The sequence below is a fragment of the Motilimonas thetidivivens genome, from assembly GCF_046452435.1.
Taxonomy (GTDB): domain Bacteria; phylum Pseudomonadota; class Gammaproteobacteria; order Enterobacterales; family CBDFNC01; genus Motilimonas.
Genome location: NZ_JBKFDK010000001.1, coordinates 230302 through 249335, shown reverse-complemented (window position 1 = coordinate 249335; position 19034 = coordinate 230302). Strand labels below are relative to the sequence as shown.

Here is a 19034-nt window from a genome sequence, read left to right as displayed (position 1 = left end):
TCTAAGCCATCCGATCGCCGCTTTACCCCATATCAATATTTCCATACAATCTGGCCAAGCATTATCAGAAGAGACTAGAAATGAGCGAACCAAAACACTGTAAATTACTAATTTTAGGCTCCGGTCCAGCCGGATATACTGCCGCTGTTTACGCTGCACGAGCCAATTTAAATCCCGTGCTAGTGACAGGGATGCAGCAAGGTGGTCAGTTAACCACCACCACCGAAGTTGAAAACTGGCCGGGTGATGCTCATGGCCTGACAGGCCCTGCCTTGATGGATCGCATGAAAGAGCACGCTGAGCGTTTCGAAACTGAAATTATTTTTGACCATATTCACACGGTCGATGTGCAAAACCGCCCATTTACGCTAACGGGTGACAGCGGTGTATATACCTGTGATGCATTAATTATTGCTACAGGCGCTTCGGCACGCTACTTGGGCTTACCTTCAGAAGAAGCGTTCAAAGGCCGTGGCGTTTCTGCCTGTGCAACCTGTGACGGCTTTTTCTATCGTAATCAAAAAGTAGCGGTCATTGGTGGCGGTAATACGGCAGTTGAAGAAGCACTATACTTATCAAACATTGCCTCAGAAGTTCACCTAGTTCATCGCCGTGAAACGTTCCGCTCAGAAAAAATACTACTTGACCGTTTAATGGACAAAGTCGCTAACGGCAATATTACCCTGCATACCAATCGCACCTTAGATGAAGTATTAGGTGATGACATGGGTGTAACCGGCATGCGCCTTAAAGATACCCTATCGGATGCAACTGAAAACCTTGATGTAATGGGTGTGTTTGTTGCCATTGGTCATAGTCCAAACACCGATATTTTCAAAGGCCAACTTGAGATGAAAGATGGTTACTTAACTATCCAATCTGGTACTCAAGGCAATGCCACCCAAACCAGTGTTGAAGGTGTCTTTGCGGCGGGCGATGTTGCCGATCACATTTATCGTCAAGCAATTACCTCAGCAGGCAGTGGTTGTATGGCAGCATTGGACGCTGAGCGCTATCTTGATAATATAACAAAATAAAAATGAGGTCGGGATGAAGAAAATACTGGTGATTGAAGATAGCTCTACGGTTAGAAATATCTTATTGCAAGTGATTAAAAATAAACTTAACGTCCCGGTCGATTCAGCTGAAAGCATGGCGCAATGCCGTGCTTTGATTAAAGAGCACGGCAGTGATGCGTATTTTGCTGCCGTGGTCGATTTAAACCTACCCGATGCCGCTTCTGGTGAGGCCGTCGCCTATACCCTAGCCCATCAAATTCCGTCTATCGTTTTAACGGGTGACTACAACGAAACCATGCGCAGTAAACTGCTCAATATGGGCGTAGTCGACTATGTCATCAAAGACAGTACCTATTCGTTTAATTACGCCATTAGTTTATTGCAACGATTACACAAAAATCAGTTGATTGAAGTGTTAGTGGTGGAGGATTCTGCGGTCGCACGAGGCTACCTCGAAGGTTTGCTTAAACAGCATTTATTTCAAGTACACACAGCTAACGATGGCCAACACGCATTAGAAGTCCTCAATCAGCACCCCAATATTAAATTGCTGCTAACCGATTACAACATGCCGAATGTGGATGGATTTCAATTGGTACAACAGTTGCGCAAGCAATATGATAAAAACCAGCTCGCTATTATCGGCTTATCGTCCACCGATGATACATCGCTCTCGGCGCGCTTTATCAAGCATGGTGCCAATGATTTTCTAACCAAACCTTTTATTCATGAAGAGCTATATTGTCGCGTCAATCAAACACTAGATCATATGGAGCTGATCGCCGAAATCCAAGATGCGGCTAACCGCGACTACATGACTAAACTCTATAACCGCCGGTATTTGTTTAATTACGGCAGTGAAATCCATGCCATGGCTAAACAAGGTCATATAAGCCTTGCTGTGACAATTATGGACATAGACCACTTCAAAGAAGTCAATGACACTTATGGCCACGAAGCTGGAGACATAGTGTTAAAACATTTTGCGTCCATGCTAGCCACTTGCTTTCCCAAATCCCTAGTTGCACGTTTAGGTGGCGAGGAGTTCTGTATCTTGATGAAAGAAACAGACAATGAACAGGCGAGCTATCGTCTAAATAAATTCCGTGAGCGGCTGGCACAAAGCCCGATCACGGCAGGCGAACATGAGATTTGGGTCACCGCCAGTTTTGGGGTCAGTAACTTTGTTGGCGACTCCCTTGACTCGCAAATCAATCGCGCCGACAAGTTACTATACGAAGCCAAAAATGATGGTCGAAATCGGGTTTACAATGACAGTGATGCAAATTTTTAGTTTGCTTTAAGTTTGTTTACCATCGCTTAAACATCCTTTGCAGCACTTGCAATTATCAGGTTTTATTTATTGTGCTCACTTATTTAATGTCCCAAAATCAGGCCTTCCCTGCCCCTAGCCAAGCTTTAGTCGACCCCGATGGCTTGCTTGCTGTTGGCGGCGACCTTAGCCCTGAGCGATTGCTCAGCGCTTATCGCCAGGGTATTTTTCCTTGGTTTAGCCAAGGCGAGCCGATTATGTGGTGGAGCCCCAGTACTCGCGCCACCATTGCGCCACATCAAGTTCACATTGGCCGCACCATGAAACGCATCATCAATCAGCATGAATTTGAAATTAGCGTTAATCTTGCCTTTAATCAGGTAATAGCCGCCTGCGCTAATGAGCGTAGCGATACGGGCACTTGGATCACCGATGAAATGCAACAAGCATATGGCGAGTTGCATCGTTTGGGCCATGCCCATTCTGTTGAAGTGTGGCAGCATGGGCAATTAGTCGGAGGAATATACGGGATTGGGCTAGGCAAACTGTTTTGTGGGGAGTCGATGTTTCACCGTGTTACTAATGCATCTAAGATTGCTTTCATTGCCCTGTGCCAACATTTTGAGCAACATGGCGGCGCACTTATTGATGCACAAATTCCGAATCCTCACTTAACCACCCTAGGGGTAAGGTCACAACCTCGCGTTGATTTTTTGGCGCAAGCCGCTAACTTATGTCAACAAACAATAGGAGCAGACTGTTGGATAAATCAAAACATACACCTCAACAGGAAGTGATCCTTAAAGTGGGGCTCACCCCAGAGCACCCCTGCAGCTACCTCCCTGAAAAAAAAGAACAATTGCTAGTGATGATGGATCCCGGCATGTTCAACAGCAGCGATTATGAACGCTTACTCAGTCTCGGCTTTCGTCGCAGTGGCAAAGATATCTATCGACCACACTGCCCTCAATGTCAAGCCTGTCAGTCGATTCGATTAGCTGTCAACGAGATCAACCTAAGTCACAGCCAAAAGCGCATTTTGAAAAAAAATGCCGATTTAACCATACAAATTAGTCAACGTGACAAACCCGAGTACTTTAACCTTTATCAAGCTTATATTAACAACAAGCATCAGCAAGGCTCGATGTATCCCGCTAATCTTGAACAATACCAACATTTTATTTTGTCGCCTTGGTTAAGCCCGCATTTTATCGAGATATACCATCAAACTAAGCTGATCGCCGTTGCCGTTTCCGACGTGGGTAGCGCCAGCTTAAGTGCCATGTATACTTTTTACGATCCCGACTATGAAGCCCGCTCCTTGGGCACCTTTGCTATTTTGCAGCAAATTCAATATGCACAAAGCCTCAGCCTGCCATGGTTATACTTAGGCTATCAAGTTGATCAATGCCGTAAGATGAATTACAAGACCCGATTTCGTCCACATCAGCGCCTGATCCGAGGTGAATGGCAGATTTTCACGAATTAAATTCACTACGCTGCTTTACCCTTCACATCAAATCTGGCATTATTCGGCGGTCAAAAAATAGCTTAAATTGCAAACCGAGGATTCGATGGCGAAAGAAGACAATATTGAAATGCAGGGAACTGTGTTAGACACATTACCAAATACCATGTTTCGTGTAGAGCTAGAAAATGGTCATGTTGTAACAGCACATATTTCTGGAAAAATGCGTAAAAACTACATCCGTATTTTAACTGGAGATAAGGTGACTGTTGCTTTAACACCTTATGATTTATCCAAAGGACGCATTGTGTTCCGCGCAAGATAATCTTCGCCAAAAAAAAACCAGCAAACGCTGGTTTTTTTTGGTCAAGAATAAGGCAGCAATGCCACCTTACTCAATCACATCATTTATGCTACTGGCTCACCGACTTCTGAAAAATTAAATTTCAGCTCGTCATCTTTAAGCGTTACCACCACATCACCGCCAGAAGTTAATCCACCAAACAGAATTTCGTTAGCTAATGGCTTTTTCAAATGCTCTTGGATCACTCGCGACATCGGTCTTGCGCCCATCGCTTTGTCATAGCCTTTATTTGCTAACCATTCTCTTGCTTCTTGCTCGACAATTAAAGAGACGCCTTTATTATCAAGCTGGGCTTGTAATTCCACAATAAACTTGTCTACCACTTGATAGATCACTTCCATATCCAAGTGGTTGAACCAAATTATGTTATCCAAGCGGTTTCTAAACTCGGGTGAGAAGGTTCGGTTTATTTCATCAAACGCATCATAGCTTTGATCTTGTGCTTTAAAGCCGATGCTATTGCGCACCGTCTCTTTAACACCCGCATTGGTTGTCATCACTAAGATCACATTTCTGAAATCTGCCTTGCGGCCATTGTTATCGGTTAAAGTGCCATGGTCCATCACCTGCAACAGCAGGTTAAACACATCAGAATGGGCTTTTTCAATCTCATCAAGTAGCACCACACTGTGAGGGTGTTTGATCACCGCATCGGTTAGCATGCCGCCTTGGTCATATCCAACATAACCTGGAGGTGCACCAATTAAGCGTGACACGGCGTGGCGCTCCATGTATTCAGACATATCAAAGCGAATTAGCTCAACGCCCATCACCTTAGCTATTTGCTGGGTCACCTCGGTCTTACCGACTCCTGTGGGGCCTGCAAACAAGAAGGAGCCAACCGGCTTCACCTCATTACCTAAACCTGAGCGGCTTAGCCTGATCGCATCGGTAAGAGCTTCTATGGCTTGATCTTGACCAAATACCACCATCTTCAAATTACGCGATAGATTCTTCAAGATGTCCTTATCGGAGGCCGATACGGATTTTTTCGGGATCCGCGCCATTTTAGACACGATGGCTTCAATATCACTGACATTAATCGTTTTACGGCGTTTACTGGCGGGTAACAAACGCACGCTCGCACCCGCTTCGTCGATAACATCGATGGCTTTATCGGGTAAGTGACGTTCATTGATGTATTTCGCACTTAATTCGGCTGCTGCGCGCAGCGCCTTAGCCGTATAACGCACATCATGATGTTGCTCGTAACGCGGTTTCAGCCCCATCAAGATACGGGTTGTGTCATCCACTGAAGGCTCAACAATATCAATTTTTTGGAAACGTCGTGCTAATGCCCGATCCTTTTCAAAAATTTGGTTATATTCTTGGTAGGTCGTAGAGCCAATACAACGCAATAGGCCATTGCTTAAAAGTGGTTTAATTAAGTTGGCTGCATCCATCTGGCCACCTGACGCCGCCCCCGCGCCTATGATGGTATGAATTTCATCAATGAACAGGATGGCATTGTCTTTTTTCTCTATTTGTTTCAATAGATTTTTAAAGCGTTTTTCAAAATCACCGCGGTATTTTGTGCCCGCCAGTAACGCGCCCATATCCAGAGAATAGATAGTACTTTGCGCGATAACCTCAGGCACCTCAGCATGCACAATGCGATAGGCAAGCCCCTCGGCAATGGCGGTTTTACCCACCCCGGCCTCACCCACTAGCAAGGGGTTATTTTTACGGCGACGGCACAGTACTTGAATACAGCGATTTAACTCTTCATCACGGCCAATCAAGGGGTCGATTCGCCCTTCCAACACAAGTTGGTTTAGATTAGTAGCATAGTTTTCAAGTTTGACACTGCCCTCTTCGCCGTCATCCATGATAGAAGAATCTGGGCCAGAGTTATGTTCGTCGTTTTCGTTTTTACGGATGCCGTGAGACAAGTAATTAACCACATCAAGTCGAGACATGTCGGCTTTTTTCAAAAAGTAAACCGCCTGAGACTCTTGCTCACTAAAAATGGCAACCAACACATTAGCGCCAGACACCTCGGTGTTGCCTGAAGACTGCACGTGAAACACCGCACGCTGCAACACACGCTGGAAGCCTAAGGTTGGCTGCGTTTCTCGGTCAATATCATCGACCGGGATCAGCGGCGTGGTTTGTTCAATAAATTCGGTAATTTCTTTGCGTAATGCATCTATATCTGCATTGCATGCTTTAAATGCTTCACTGGCCGAAGGGTTGTCTAATAAAGCGAGTAACAAATGCTCCACCGTCATAAATTCGTGGCGGTTTAATCTAGCTCTTTTAAACGCGTCGTTAAGTGTGTGCTCTAGCTCTTTGTTTAACATATGACACTCCCAAAAATACTACGACGTTAAGACAAACGTTAAAATCAATCCTTTTCCATAGTGCACAACAAAGGATGTTCATTGTCTCGTGCATAGGTGTTGACTTGAACTACTTTTGTTTCTGCAATCTCTGCAGTATATATGCCACAAATTCCCTTTCCTTGGTGATGAACGCTCAACATGATTTGTGTGGCCTTCTCAATGTCAGCATTAAAAAACCGTTGTAACACTTCTATCACAAAATCCATCGGTGTGTAATCGTCATTGTTCAATATTACCTTATATAACGACGGTGGCTGTATTTTGGTTTTAACGTCGTCAAGTAACTGATTATCGTAGTTAGGTTCGTTTAATTTACTCATATTAAAATACTAGTATCTCTGCTGGCCGAATGCTAAATAGTTTTTTGTCACGATGTATGTCACAAACAAGCCTAATGTTTTCATCGAATACCTTGACTCTGCGAGAATATTTACTAAATTGACTTATTGATGATATTTATCATTATACGTTGATATCAAGACGACGTAACTGACAAATTTTTCGGGTTAATTTCAATCAACAATAAGGATGCAGAAGTATGGCAACCGGTACGGTTAAATGGTTCAACAACGCAAAAGGTTTTGGTTTCATTTGTGCTGAAGAAGGCGGTGAGGACATTTTTGCTCATTATTCAACCATACAAATGGAAGGCTATCGCACACTCAAAGCAGGACAACAAGTGCAGTTCGAAACGCACTCAGGTCCTAAAGGCTCACACGCCACCGAAATTTGCCCGCTAGAGCAAAAATAAGGTTTATCAACATAAAGCAGGTTAACCCCATTAACCTGCTTTTTATTTTACGCTGTTTGTCTCAGAAATGCAGCCACGGCAAAATCAACCCAGCTCATGTTTTCACTTTTTAATCATGTCGAGTCTGATATTATTCCACCTAAACATTTGCTGCGAGAAAATATAGTCCATGAAGGCTGCGCCAAGTCATTCCAAATTTCGAACCTCCTCAAACAAGGCTGCGGCCAAAGCAAGAGGAAAAGCAAATTCAAACCGAAGTCACCTATCTAAGTCTAATCAATCTAAATCTAATCAACGCATGCCCAAACGTCACACCGGCAAAACGCGGGTTATTTTATTTAATAAGCCCTTTGATGTGCTAAGCCAATTTTCCGATGATGCCAATCGGGCAACGTTAAAAGATTTCATAGACATTCCCGATGTCTATGCCGCTGGACGCTTGGATAGAGACAGTGAAGGCCTGCTTGTGTTAACCAATAATGGCAAGCTACAAGCCCAAATTACCTCTCCCAAAGCCAACACCAGTAAAACCTATTGGGTTCAGGTTGAAGGTGAGCCCACCGAGGCCGCACTTGAGCAGCTACGCCAAGGCGTCGAGTTAAAAGACGGCATGACCTTGCCGGCCGAGGTGGACATCATGGCAGAGCCCAGCATTTGGCCGCGTACCCCGCCCATTCGAGAGCGCAAAAACATCCCCACTACTTGGCTTAGTTTTTCAATTCGTGAAGGCCGTAACCGGCAAGTAAGAAGAATGACTGCCCATATCGGCCACCCAACATTGCGGTTAATTCGCTATCGTGTTGGCAACTGGACACTTGATAACATTGCATCAGGACAATATCAGGAGATTGCAACGAATGTTTAGCCCCCATGTCACCGTGGCTTGTGTGATCCAATACAAGCAAAAATACTTAGTTGTTGAAGAGCAAGACCATGGCAGGATTGTATTCAACCAACCGGCAGGCCACCTTGAAGCAAATGAATCACTGATCAGCGCAGTGAAACGTGAGGTAAAAGAAGAAACCGGGCTTGAAATCGAACCCCAAGGTTTTATCGGCAGCTATTTATTTACCAGCCCGGTTAATCAAGTTACCTACCTTAGGTTTTGCTTTTATTATCAATTTGAGCAGGCTCCTCCCGCTTGTAAACCACAGGATGCCGATATCATCAACTGTCACTGGCTAACCTTAGATGAGCTAAAACAACAACAAACAAAATTACGCAGCGCATTAGTACTGGAAGTAATAGAGGATTATGTTGCTGGCCAACAAGGTGATTTGTCTTTAATTAAGCATTTTCCCCTCGCCACGGTTTAGCAACAGGTTTAGCGAAAACTGTTTAATTTACTCTGCCAATCTAGGGCGATAAAGAAATAACTGTGGTCTAACTCACAAAGCTGTTTTAGGCCGCTAAATTCTGCTAGAATCACGCCCGTTTTTGCCCAGAGAATAAATTAATATGACAGACAATAGTCAAACTAAAGTGATCGTAGGCATGTCCGGCGGTGTCGATTCTTCCGTTTCTGCGTATTTACTACTTGAACAAGGCTACCAAGTGGAAGGTTTGTTCATGAAAAACTGGGAAGAAGACGACAACGAAGAATACTGCGCCGCAGCCGAAGACTTAAAAGATGCCCAAGCCGTTTGTGACAAATTAGGCATCCACCTTCACACCATCAATTTTGCCGCAGAATATTGGGATAACGTATTTGAACACTTCCTTGCCGAATACAAGGCAGGACGCACCCCTAACCCTGATATTCTCTGTAACAAAGAAATCAAGTTTAAGGCCTTTCTCGAATTTACTTGTGAAGAGCTAGGCGCTGATTATATTGCGATGGGCCACTACGTGCGTAATCGCTGTGTTGATGGCGAGTGGCAAATGCTACGAGGCCTTGATAACAACAAAGATCAAAGCTACTTCTTGTATACCCTAAGTGCGGAGCAAGTGGGTAAAACCCTGTTTCCCGTTGGTAACATTGAAAAACCGCGCGTGCGCGAAATAGCCGAACAACAAGGCTTAGTCACCCACAATAAAAAAGACAGCACCGGCATTTGTTTTATCGGAGAGCGTAAATTTACCGACTTTCTACAGCAGTATTTACCTGCGCAGCCGGGCAATATCGAAACCTATGAAGGCGAAGTCATCGGCCAACATCAAGGGTTGATGTATCACACCTTAGGCCAACGTAAAGGCTTACACATTGGCGGACTTCAAGACGGCAGCGGTGAGCCTTGGTATGTGGTCGAGAAAGATCTTAAGCGCAATGTACTAGTGGTGGGCCAAGGTGCAAACCACCCTGCGCTATTTTCCTATGGCTTTGATGCCACCCAAGTCCACTGGGTCAATCGTCGACCGTTAACAGCACCATTGAAATGTACGGTGAAAACCCGTTATCGCCAACATGACGTCCCTTGTGTCGTGACCCAAACCGGCCCAGATAGTTTAGCGGTAATTTTTGACCAGCCTGAAAAGGCCGTGACACCGGGACAATCTGCTGTGTTTTATCTTGACGAAGTTTGCCTTGGCGGCGCTGTCATTGATCACCAATATCGTGAGAAACCAAATCACCATGAGTAAAGAATTAACCGAACGCACCCTCGCATTTGCCGGCATTTGGCAAGCGGCATCTTTGGTTGAAGAAGTCGCTCGAACTGGCCAATGTCGCCAAGATGAACTCGGCCAAACCCTCAATGCTCTATTAGAGACCGATCCCAGTTCAACCTTAGCTGTGTATGGTGAACTGGCTAATCTAGAGCGTGGTTTTAAGGTGTTAATCGAGCAGCTCGACAAACAAGCCGATCCAAAAAATATCGCTATCACTCGCTACGTGATTGGCCTACTTGCATTAGAAAAGAAACTCGCCAAACGTCATGATGCCATGAACGCGTTAGCCGAGCGTATTAATCAAGTAAAACGTCAAACCGCGCATTTTGCTCTGACCGATGAACAAGTGCTAGGCAACCTTGCTGATATTTACAGTGACATCATTAGCCCATTAGGTCCAAGGATCCAAGTTCAAGGCAGCCCAGATCAACTGCGTCAACCTCGTGTACAACAAACCATACGCGCCCTGTTGTTAACGGGGATCCGCAGCTGCGTGCTGTGGCGTCAGGTGGGGGGTAAACGCCGTCACATTATTTTCTCACGCAAGAAAATGGTCGAACAAGCGAAAATCAATTTAGCCAAAATTTAATTGTAAACATAACAATCCTGTCAGCTTGACTGACATTTGCACACAGGAGTAAGCAATGGAACTTTCAGCACTAACGGCTGTCTCTCCGGTCGATGGCCGTTACGGCAGTAAAACTGCACTTTTACGCTCAATTTTCAGTGAGTTTGGTTTAATTAAATACCGAGTGCAGGTAGAAGTTCGCTGGTTACAAAAATTAGCTGCTACCCAAGGTATCGAAGAAGTACCAGCATTTAGCGAACAAGCCAATGCCCTACTTGATAGCATAGTGGCTAATTTCTCTGAGCAAGATGCATTGCGCGTTAAAACTATCGAAGCGACGACCAACCATGACGTTAAAGCGGTTGAGTACTTCTTAAAAGAAAAAGTAGCGCAAAACGCAGAGCTAGAAGCCGTTTCTGAGTTTATTCACTTTGCTTGTACCTCAGAAGACATCAACAACACGTCTCACGGTTTAATGCTTACCGAAGCACGTGAGCAAGTCGTATTGCCATATTGTGACAAAATTGTGCAAGCCATCCGTGGTTTAGCGCAAACATACCGTGACACCCCTATGCTTTCTCGTACCCATGGTCAGCCTGCGTCACCGACTACCCTAGGTAAAGAAATGGCCAACGTGGTAGCACGTTTAGAGCGCCAAGTTAAGCAAATCAAAGCGGTTGAATTTCTAGGTAAAACCAACGGCGCTGTGGGTAACTACAACGCTCACCTAAGTGCTTACCCTGAAGTAAACTGGGAGCAGTTTGCGCAGGAGTTTGTGACCGGCCTAGGGCTAACCTTTAACCCATACACCACTCAAATTGAGCCGCACGATTACATCGCGGAATTCTTTGATGCTATCGCCCGTTTTAACACCATCTTGCTCGACTTCGACCGCGACATCTGGGGTTACATCTGTTTAGGTCACTTTAAACAAAAAACCATCGCGGGTGAAATTGGCTCTTCTACCATGCCGCACAAAGTAAACCCAATCGACTTTGAAAACTCGGAAGGTAACTTAGGCCTAGCAAACGCGATCTTTGATCACCTAGCGGCGAAACTACCTGTTTCTCGTTGGCAGCGTGACCTAACCGACTCAACCGTATTACGTAACCTAGGTGTTGCGATTGGTTACTCAGTCATCGCTTACGAAGCTAGCCTAAAAGGTATCAGCAAGCTAGAAGCAAACGAGAAAAACCTAGCAGACGATCTCAACAACAACTGGGAAGTATTGGCTGAGCCTATCCAAACCGTGATGCGTCGTTACGGCATTGAGAAGCCATACGAAAAACTAAAAGAGCTAACACGTGGTAAGCGTGTTGATGCACAAGGCATTGCAGATTTCATTGATACTCTGGAATTGCCTGAATCAGTTAAAGCTGAGCTAAAACAGCTCACACCAGCAAATTACATTGGTATCGCGGTTAAACTAACCGATCAGCTATAATCTTAATTGATAAATAGCCTAAGCCGTAACCCGCATTGGCGATAAGTCCTGCTGGTTGCGGCTTTTTTCTAACTCGCTCCGAATAGATTTCATTATGTCGATGCAACTGCAACTTGATATTACTCACTTTTTAACCACCTATTGGCAACGTAAACCTTTGTTTATTAAAAAAGGCATTGCCAATTTCAGCGACCCCATTAGCCCCGAAGAAATGGCCGGTTTGGCAATGGAAAACGAAGTGCAATCGCGCATGGTGCTGCGAAATGAGGACGAGTGGCAGGCGTCATGTGGTCCCTTTAGCGACTTTAGTCCCCTGACTAAAAATGGCGCGACCCTACTTAACCAAGCGGTCAATCATTGGCACCCAGCCAGCGCGGATCTCGTTGAGTTGTTTAACTTTATTCCCAATTGGCGGTTTGACGATTTAATGATCAGTTATTCCACCCCAGAAGGCGGCGTCGGGCCTCACATTGACCAATACTGTGTATTTATTATCCAAGGCCAAGGTAAGCGTCATTGGCGTGTAGGTGAGCAACAAACGCTAACCGAGTTTACCTCGGGGCAAGCGCTGCGTCATTGCGGCCCGTTTAGCGCATGTATTGATGTGGTAATGGAGCCTGGTGATATCCTTTACATTCCACCAGGCTGCCCTCACGAAGGCTACGCCGTTGAACACGCACTTAATTATTCGGTTGGCTTTCGCGCTCCCGATCAAAAAGAATTACTCAACGATTTTACCGATCATATATTACAGCAGCAGATAAGCTTTCAACGCTATAGCGATCCTGAGTTGACCAGTGACAACCATTACGGCGAAATTTCACGCCATGAGACCAACAAACTGGGTCAATTACTTGCCGACTTAGTGCAGCAACCCGAGTTTTTATTACCTTTTCTCGGTCAGCATTTTTCCAGCTCAAACCATGAAATCGATATTTTAGCCCTAGAGCAAGAGCAGCAATGGCAACAACACGATTTATTGGCGGCATTGGAAGACGGAGAATACGCAGAAAAAGTGGCTGGACTTAAGTTTCTCTATTTAGCGGGACTGCCTAACACGGTATTTGTGAATGGTGAAACCTTTACTATCCCTGCGCCAGCCTACAGTGATTACCAACAGCTAACCTCAGCTGGTTGTAACCAAATGATCATACAAAAAATATTAAAGAGCCCACACCATCAAGTCCTATTAGATTGGTTTAATGCGGGCTATCTCTATTTACTGTAAGTTAATCAAACTCCTGCTCTGCGCGTAACTGACGCGTTTCGGCTTCCAGTTGCGCGGCAAAAATTTCATCCAGTACCGCAGAAATATTTGCCGCTTGTTCAGGCTCTTTAAACATCCCCGTTAGCGGTGTCTCAGGTGTAAGATCACCGGCGATATATAAGGCCCACATTTCTTTGGCGTATTGCGAGCTAAGTAGCGCCGGAGCAAACTGGCCATAATAAGCACGCATGTTGTTAACATCGCGCTCAAACATCCACTTGGCATTATTATTGGCTGCGGCATTCACAGCTTGGGGTAAGTCGATGATCACTGGACCATAGTCATCCACCAGCACATTGAATTCAGATAAGTCGCCATGAACGATACCGATGCAAAGCATTTTTTGAATGTATTGCAGCATGACTTGATGATCTTCAATTGCCTGCTCTGGCGACATAGTGACATCGTTAAGTCGTGATGCGACACTGCCATCTTCTTCGCAAACTAACTCCATTAACAACACACCGTCAAAACAGCCATAAGGCTCAGGAACTCGCACTCCGGCTTGCTGCAACGCATACAGGGCGTCTATCTCAGCGTTTTGCCAAATTTTTTCTTGCTCACTGCGGCCAAATTGCGATCCTTTAGCCATCGCCCGAGCGCGGCGACTGTTGCGCACATTGCGCCCTTCACGATATTGTGCTGCTTGTTTAAAACTGCGCTTAGCGGCCTCTTTATAAACCTTGGCGCAGCGCAATTGATCACCACAGCGAACCACGTAAACGGCGGCTTCTTTACCGCTCATTAATTGGCTCACTACTTCATCGATTACACCGTCTTCAACTAAGGAAACAAGCTGAGCTGGGATCTTCATGATAATTGTTGCTCCTTAGGCACAACGCCTGCAAGTTGGATCAACAAAGTCAAAAATGCATCGCTCGCACTGAGTAAAGCGGATTCTTCCATGGTGTGATAACCCATGGTCGGGACTTGTAAGGTCGTCCCCTGAACAAAGCCATTAGATGCCGCGGTGATCCGGCCTAGCTCGGTACTGCCTAAAGAAGCAGGCTCACGACCTTCAGCCAATGCTTGGACATTTTGCTGCTCGATGTAGGCATCCTTAAACACATAACTAATGCCGGCCTCTTTACATAAGTTTTCCAGTTTATCGGTCAATTCATCATTAAAGCTGGCGTTGGCATCGCGTCGGCGCAGCACAACCTGTTGATGTTCAAGGCTTTCCCGATTAGGAAATGGACTGGTATCCACCACGATCAATTTATCCGTTGCACCATTAAAACGGCGAAACCATTCCAATAAATAACGCCAGCTACTACCCGATTCTTCTTCGGCAGTAAAAAAGGCCGTGCCTTGGAAGCCCAGTTCAAACAAATAAACCAAAGCGGCCGCGGTCATCACGTTATCAAGCTGGCCTGTCAACATATCATCTTTGGTCTTTAGGCTATCGGTAAAAGCAACCGGCGTTCCGGCAACAAGATGCTCCAAACCCGCCACTTCAAAGATTAAGTTGTTACGAAATTCGCAAATATGGGCATCATTAATTATTCCTGAGCCACGATACGAGCCGGACCAAGGCTCATAAGCCATTACAGGTATGTGGCGAAAGCGATCCACTATTTTAGTCATTAGCTTTTCAGAAACCGAATTACCCAGCAAATCAGAACGACGACCCGTTACAAACGCGGCATATTGAAATTCATTAGGACCGGTACACACCAAACCATGACGATCGATATGAGCCGAAAACATCACACTATCGGGTTGTGAGCCTTGTGCAACCAACAGACCTTCGTACCAAGTGACCTTAGCACCACGCTCCTCCAGTTCACGTTGTAACACGCGAAAAAAAGAATGCTCGGCACCAACGACGCTAGGTTGACGCACCAGCACGCGTAATAAATCAAAAAAATCTTGAAACTGGCTCAATGGGGTTCTCCATTTTTAACTATATGCTCGCACAATAGAGCTAAACTCACTTATACACCATGCATATCTCGCAAAATATAAAAAAATGCAGTGGTTCATCAAAATCATAAGGAATTAACAAATCAGAAAATAGAATCAAAACACGAAAAATAAACCAGATGAAGATTTTCACACTAAATATTGACTATATTGCAGATATAAATACCAGCAAAATTATGACAAAAGGTGAAAACATGAAACCATTAAGCATAAAGGCAAATATTTACGCTACAAAAAAGAATAGGCATTCGCAGATATCAGCATAATTAACTGCATAAATAGACACGAAAAAAGCAGAAAAAATTAACATATTCGACTTTTTATACATTTAAATTAGGTTTTTATGCCGCAAATATGTGACAGGCTAGCTTTACATATTATTTCATTAGGATTAAGTTTATCTGCTGCCAGTAGGGCTATTGACTGTTTTTTAGCAATTAGACAACAACAAAGGACTTAGGCTTGACTCAAGATAAGAATATGTCACTTCTCGAAGTGCAGCATTTGCAAATTGAATATCCATCGCGCCATGGCGTCATGATTGCCGTTAACGATTTATCCCTCAGCATCAATGCGGGTGAAATTGTGGGGATTGTGGGTGAGTCAGGTGCGGGTAAGTCCACCATAGGTAATGCCATTATTGACTTACTGAGTCCGCCTGGGGTAATAGCTCAAGGTGAGGTGTTTCTCAATGGCAATAAAATTTCCGGTTTGTCACGCGAACAAATGCGCCAAGTACGTGGCTCTAAGATAGGTTTTATCTTTCAAGATCCCATGACCTCCCTCAATAGCTTGTTCACCATTGAGCAACAAATGGTTGAAACCGTGCTAGCTAATTTGGATGTGACGCGCGAGCAAGCCTATCAGCGCGCCCTTGATATGCTGGCAGCCGTGGGTATCCCAGAGCCAGAATTGCGTATCAAACAATACCCTCATCAGTTTTCCGGCGGCATGCGCCAGCGCGTAGTCATCGCCATTGCCTTGATTTGTGAGCCAGAATTAATCATCGCCGATGAGCCAACCACTGCCCTTGATGTGTCGATTCAAGATCAAATCCTAGAATTGATTAAAAAACTGTGTAAAGAGCGTCAAGTGGGCTGCATGTTAGTCACCCATGATATGGGCGTAGTGGCCAGCGTGACCGACAAAGTAGCGGTGATGTATCGCGGTCAGTTAGTTGAAATGGGCAGCACCGAACAAGTGTTGGGCTCTCCCAATCATGAATACACCAAAAGTTTGATCTCCGCCGTGCCGCGCAGCGATCTCAAGTTGGTGCGCTTTCCTTTGGTCAATTACATTGAAGCCGCCGAAGAAATACATCAACTGGATATCGCTAACCACTGGCTGGGGCAATCTCAAGATCAAAAACAATATCAAGGCCCGCTGCTCAAAGTCGAAAACGTAAACCTGCGCTTTACCACCAAAGACTCTATCTTTGCCAGCCGACGTGAATATGTGCAGGCATCGAATAATGTTTCATTTGAAATAATTGAAGGTGAAACCTTTGGCTTAGTGGGTGAAAGTGGCAGTGGCAAGTCGACCATCGCCCGCGCCATCGCCGGTTTATATACTCCCCAGTCGGGCCGTATTACCTTCGAAGGCGTTGATCTGACTCAGCTCAAAAATGAGCAAGCCAGAAGACCGCTGCGCAGACAAATGCAGATGGTGTTTCAAAACCCTTACACCTCAATGAACCCAAGGATGAAAGTAGCCGACATTATCGCCGAGCCGATCCGCTTTCATCGTCTTGCCGAGAAACATCAGGTCGATCAAATCGTATCGGATCTATTAGATCACGTCGGCTTAGGCCGCAAAGCGGGTTTGAAATACCCACACGAGTTTTCCGGTGGCCAGCGCCAACGTATTTCTATCGCCAGGGCGCTGGCTACTAGGCCGCGCTTATTGATCTGTGATGAACCGACCTCGGCACTTGACGTCTCGGTTCAGGCGCAAATTTTAAACTTACTCAAAGATCTACAAGACGAGCTAAACCTCACTATGCTGTTTATTAGTCATGACTTACCTGTGATCAGACAAATGTGCGATCGCGTCGGCGTGATGAAGCATGGCCAGTTAGTAGAGGTCGGGGACAGTGAACAAATATTCACGGCACCGCAGCATCAATACAGTAAAAATCTAATCAGCTTAATGCCGTCGTTTGCGGCATTCAGTACCCAAAATTTACAAATCGCAAAATAGCGATGATTAATTGCACAATGCAAACACAAGTTACAAATCGCAACATAGCGATATTGAAATACACAATGCAAAGACAACAACAACGTTAAAGCGAACAAAGAAATACGGATTGACAATAAGTACAGCAAACATCAAATCCGCTTAAGGACAGGCTTGCTGACCTTAAGCAAAGACAAGTTACAAATCGCAATATAGCGATATTGAAATACACAATGCAAAGACAACAACATTGGAGCGTACAATGAAATACGGATTGACAAAAATTGCAGGGGCGCTACTGGCGGCCGGTTTCGCATTTAATGCTGCAGCAGCAGACATCACCATCGCCTACCCATCAGATCCTATCTCGATGGATATCCACGAACAGCTATCGGGCGGCATGATGCAGTTATCGCACATGACTTTTGACCCGCTGGTGCGCTGGACCCAAGATCTGCAATTTGAAGGTCGCCTCGCCGAAAAATGGGAGCGTATCGATCCCTTAACCGTACGCTTTACCCTACGCAAAGGGGTTAAGTTCCACTCAGGTAATGATTTTACCGCTAATGATATCGCATGGACTTTAGACAGACTTAAAACCAGCACCGACTACAAAGGCCTATTTGAAGCCTTTGCCAGTGCCAAGGTGATTGATGACTACACCATAGATCTGGTCACTACTGAGCCCTATCCATTACTACTGCCTATGGCAACCTATATCTTTGCGATGGACTCAAAGTTTTACTCTGGCGTTGATGAAAACAACAAAGACAAATCCGCCATCATTAAATTTGGCAACACCTTTGCGTCAAATAACATGTCAGGCACCGGCCCGTTTAAAGTTAAAAGCCGTGAGCAAGGCATCAAATGGGAATTTGAACGCTTTAATGGTTACTGGGATAAGCAATCGCCGGGTAATGTTGACAACCTGACCTTAGTGGCAATTAAAGAAGATGCCACACGTGTTGCGGCGCTGCTCTCTGGCGATGTCGATATGATTTCACCGGTCGCACCTAATGACCATAAGCGCGTACAAGAAAACAACAAGTTAGAGCTGGTTACCCTACCAGGCACACGTATCATTACCTTCCAGATGAACCAAAAGAGCAACCCAGCATTACAAGATGTGCGCGTTCGTCAAGCCATCGTTCACGCCATCAACAATGAAGGCATAGTGAAAAAAATCATGAAAGACTTTGCCACCGTTGCTTCTCAGCAAAGTCCGCAAGGCTACCTAGGGCATGCTCCTGAACTGGAAGTGCGCTACGATCTAAAACGTGCCAAACAGTTAATGAAAGAAGCAGGCTACGAGAACGGCTTTAAACTGTCGATGATAGCACCAAGTGATCGCTACATTAATGATGCCAAAATTGCCCAAGCTGCGGCATCTATGCTGGCTAAAATCGGTATTAAGGTTGATCTAAAAACCATGCCTAAAGCGCAGTACTGGCCTGAGTTTGATAAATGTGCGGCAGATATGTTGATGATTGGCTGGCACTCAGACACCGAAGACAGTGCTAACTTCACCGAGTTTTTAACCATGACCCGTGATGAAAAAACCGGTATGGGACAATACAACTGTGGTTACTACTCAAATCCTAAGGTCGACAAGCTAGTTAATGACGCGAACGTTGAAACCGACACGGCAAAACGCACGGCCATGTTAAAAGAGGTAGAAACCATCCTTTATAATGAAGCCGCGTTTGTACCACTACACTGGCAAAACCTATCTTGGGGTGCCAATAAAAAACTCGACATGAAACCTGTTATCAACGTGATGGAGTTTCCTTACCTTGGTGACCTTGTCGTCGCTGAATAAAACCT

18 protein-coding genes are annotated in these 19034 nt (G+C 45.1%); 14 read left to right on the top strand and 4 right to left on the bottom strand.

Annotated features, from left to right (window positions below; all coding sequences use genetic code 11):
- Positions 1-80: 80 nt before the first annotated feature.
- The 5 genes from trxB to infA all read left to right on the top strand — a co-directional run bounded on the left by trxB (position 81) and on the right by infA (position 4085).
- On the top strand, positions 81-1037 hold the full coding sequence (gene trxB / locus ACK8OT_RS01210) for a thioredoxin-disulfide reductase (RefSeq protein WP_410194686.1): 957 nt from the start codon (positions 81-83) through the stop codon (positions 1035-1037).
- A gap of 13 nt (positions 1038-1050) precedes the next feature.
- The gene (locus tag ACK8OT_RS01205; protein WP_410194685.1) at positions 1051-2313 is read left to right on the top strand and encodes a diguanylate cyclase; all 1263 of its coding nucleotides are present in this window, start codon (positions 1051-1053) and stop codon (positions 2311-2313) included.
- An 86-nt stretch (positions 2314-2399) separates the two neighbouring features.
- On the top strand, positions 2400-3089 hold the full coding sequence (gene aat / locus ACK8OT_RS01200; RefSeq protein ID WP_410194684.1) for a leucyl/phenylalanyl-tRNA--protein transferase: 690 nt from the start codon (positions 2400-2402) through the stop codon (positions 3087-3089).
- The gene (locus tag ACK8OT_RS01195; RefSeq protein WP_410194683.1) at positions 3053-3781 is read left to right on the top strand and encodes an arginyltransferase; all 729 of its coding nucleotides are present in this window, start codon (positions 3053-3055) and stop codon (positions 3779-3781) included. The genes aat and ACK8OT_RS01195 overlap by 37 nt, the downstream gene beginning before the upstream one ends.
- An 85-nt stretch (positions 3782-3866) precedes the next feature.
- Positions 3867-4085, top strand: coding sequence for a translation initiation factor IF-1 (infA, locus tag ACK8OT_RS01190; protein ID WP_119910160.1), 219 nt, complete (start codon positions 3867-3869; stop codon positions 4083-4085).
- 83 nt (positions 4086-4168) lie between these two features.
- Here the strand turns inward: infA and clpA are convergent, their stop codons facing one another.
- Positions 4169-6427: an ATP-dependent Clp protease ATP-binding subunit ClpA gene (gene clpA / locus ACK8OT_RS01185; RefSeq protein WP_410194682.1), complete on the bottom strand. Its 2259-nt coding sequence runs from the start codon at positions 6425-6427 to the stop codon at positions 4169-4171.
- 44 nt (positions 6428-6471) lie between these two features.
- Positions 6472-6789, bottom strand: a complete 318-nt coding sequence (gene clpS / locus ACK8OT_RS01180; RefSeq protein WP_410194681.1) for an ATP-dependent Clp protease adapter ClpS — start codon at positions 6787-6789, stop codon at positions 6472-6474.
- Between the two features lie 218 nt (positions 6790-7007).
- On the opposite strand from clpS, the gene cspD reads away from it, so the two are divergent.
- The 7 genes from cspD (at position 7008) to ACK8OT_RS01145 (ending at position 13067) form a co-directional block, all read left to right on the top strand.
- Positions 7008-7220, top strand: a complete 213-nt coding sequence (gene cspD / locus ACK8OT_RS01175; protein WP_233073133.1) for a cold shock domain-containing protein CspD — start codon at positions 7008-7010, stop codon at positions 7218-7220.
- Positions 7221-7518: 298 nt separating this feature from the next.
- Positions 7519-8085 carry a pseudouridine synthase gene (locus tag ACK8OT_RS01170; protein ID WP_410194680.1) on the top strand — a complete coding sequence of 189 codons (567 nt, stop codon included), beginning with the start codon at positions 7519-7521 and terminating at the stop codon, positions 8083-8085.
- Positions 8078-8536, top strand: coding sequence for an NUDIX hydrolase (locus tag ACK8OT_RS01165; RefSeq protein ID WP_410194679.1), 459 nt, complete (start codon positions 8078-8080; stop codon positions 8534-8536). Before ACK8OT_RS01170 ends, ACK8OT_RS01165 begins: the two co-directional genes overlap by 8 nt.
- A gap of 142 nt (positions 8537-8678) precedes the next feature.
- The gene (gene mnmA / locus ACK8OT_RS01160; RefSeq protein WP_410194678.1) at positions 8679-9800 is read left to right on the top strand and encodes a tRNA 2-thiouridine(34) synthase MnmA; all 1122 of its coding nucleotides are present in this window, start codon (positions 8679-8681) and stop codon (positions 9798-9800) included.
- Complete coding sequence (gene hflD / locus ACK8OT_RS01155) at positions 9793-10416, top strand: high frequency lysogenization protein HflD (RefSeq protein ID WP_410194677.1); 624 nt, start codon at positions 9793-9795, stop codon at positions 10414-10416. Before mnmA ends, hflD begins: the two co-directional genes overlap by 8 nt.
- 55 nt (positions 10417-10471) lie before the next feature.
- Entirely contained in the window at positions 10472-11839 is a 1368-nt protein-coding gene (purB, locus tag ACK8OT_RS01150) for an adenylosuccinate lyase (RefSeq protein ID WP_410194676.1), read from the top strand.
- 94 nt (positions 11840-11933) lie between these two features.
- Positions 11934-13067: a JmjC domain-containing protein gene (locus tag ACK8OT_RS01145; RefSeq protein ID WP_410194675.1), complete on the top strand. Its 1134-nt coding sequence runs from the start codon at positions 11934-11936 to the stop codon at positions 13065-13067.
- A 1-nt stretch (position 13068) separates the two neighbouring features.
- Here the strand turns inward: ACK8OT_RS01145 and ACK8OT_RS01140 are convergent, their stop codons facing one another.
- Positions 13069-13920, bottom strand: coding sequence for a PA4780 family RIO1-like protein kinase (locus tag ACK8OT_RS01140; protein WP_410194674.1), 852 nt, complete (start codon positions 13918-13920; stop codon positions 13069-13071).
- On the bottom strand, positions 13917-14993 hold the full coding sequence (locus tag ACK8OT_RS01135) for a peptidase M42 (RefSeq protein WP_410194673.1): 1077 nt from the start codon (positions 14991-14993) through the stop codon (positions 13917-13919). Before ACK8OT_RS01135 ends, ACK8OT_RS01140 begins: the two co-directional genes overlap by 4 nt.
- A 519-nt stretch (positions 14994-15512) precedes the next feature.
- Between ACK8OT_RS01135 and ACK8OT_RS01130 the strand changes: the two genes are divergently transcribed.
- The gene (locus ACK8OT_RS01130) at positions 15513-17231 is read left to right on the top strand and encodes a dipeptide ABC transporter ATP-binding protein (RefSeq protein WP_410194672.1); all 1719 of its coding nucleotides are present in this window, start codon (positions 15513-15515) and stop codon (positions 17229-17231) included.
- 241 nt (positions 17232-17472) lie between these two features.
- Positions 17473-19029: an ABC transporter substrate-binding protein gene (locus tag ACK8OT_RS01125; protein WP_410194671.1), complete on the top strand. Its 1557-nt coding sequence runs from the start codon at positions 17473-17475 to the stop codon at positions 19027-19029.
- Positions 19030-19034 lie beyond the last annotated feature (5 nt).

Excerpts from the sequence above, each read along its gene's own strand:
- ACK8OT_RS01145 (WP_410194675.1), top strand. The coding sequence starts at position 11,934 with ATGTCGATGCAACTGCAACTTGATATTACTCACTTTTTAACCACCTAT.
- infA (WP_119910160.1), top strand. The coding sequence starts at position 3,867 with ATGGCGAAAGAAGACAATATTGAAATGCAGGGAACTGTGTTAGACACA.
- purB (WP_410194676.1), top strand. The coding sequence starts at position 10,472 with ATGGAACTTTCAGCACTAACGGCTGTCTCTCCGGTCGATGGCCGTTAC.
- mnmA (WP_410194678.1), top strand. The coding sequence starts at position 8,679 with ATGACAGACAATAGTCAAACTAAAGTGATCGTAGGCATGTCCGGCGGT.
- ACK8OT_RS01140 (WP_410194674.1), bottom strand. The coding sequence starts at position 13,920 with ATGAAGATCCCAGCTCAGCTTGTTTCCTTAGTTGAAGACGGTGTAATC.
- trxB (WP_410194686.1), top strand. The coding sequence starts at position 81 with ATGAGCGAACCAAAACACTGTAAATTACTAATTTTAGGCTCCGGTCCA.
- cspD (WP_233073133.1), top strand. The coding sequence starts at position 7,008 with ATGGCAACCGGTACGGTTAAATGGTTCAACAACGCAAAAGGTTTTGGT.
- aat (WP_410194684.1), top strand. The coding sequence starts at position 2,400 with ATGTCCCAAAATCAGGCCTTCCCTGCCCCTAGCCAAGCTTTAGTCGAC.
- ACK8OT_RS01125 (WP_410194671.1), top strand. The coding sequence starts at position 17,473 with ATGAAATACGGATTGACAAAAATTGCAGGGGCGCTACTGGCGGCCGGT.
- hflD (WP_410194677.1), top strand. The coding sequence starts at position 9,793 with ATGAGTAAAGAATTAACCGAACGCACCCTCGCATTTGCCGGCATTTGG.
- ACK8OT_RS01205 (WP_410194685.1), top strand. The coding sequence starts at position 1,051 with ATGAAGAAAATACTGGTGATTGAAGATAGCTCTACGGTTAGAAATATC.
- ACK8OT_RS01130 (WP_410194672.1), top strand. The coding sequence starts at position 15,513 with ATGTCACTTCTCGAAGTGCAGCATTTGCAAATTGAATATCCATCGCGC.
- ACK8OT_RS01170 (WP_410194680.1), top strand. The coding sequence starts at position 7,519 with ATGCCCAAACGTCACACCGGCAAAACGCGGGTTATTTTATTTAATAAG.
- ACK8OT_RS01165 (WP_410194679.1), top strand. The coding sequence starts at position 8,078 with ATGTTTAGCCCCCATGTCACCGTGGCTTGTGTGATCCAATACAAGCAA.
- clpA (WP_410194682.1), bottom strand. The coding sequence starts at position 6,427 with ATGTTAAACAAAGAGCTAGAGCACACACTTAACGACGCGTTTAAAAGA.
- clpS (WP_410194681.1), bottom strand. The coding sequence starts at position 6,789 with ATGAGTAAATTAAACGAACCTAACTACGATAATCAGTTACTTGACGAC.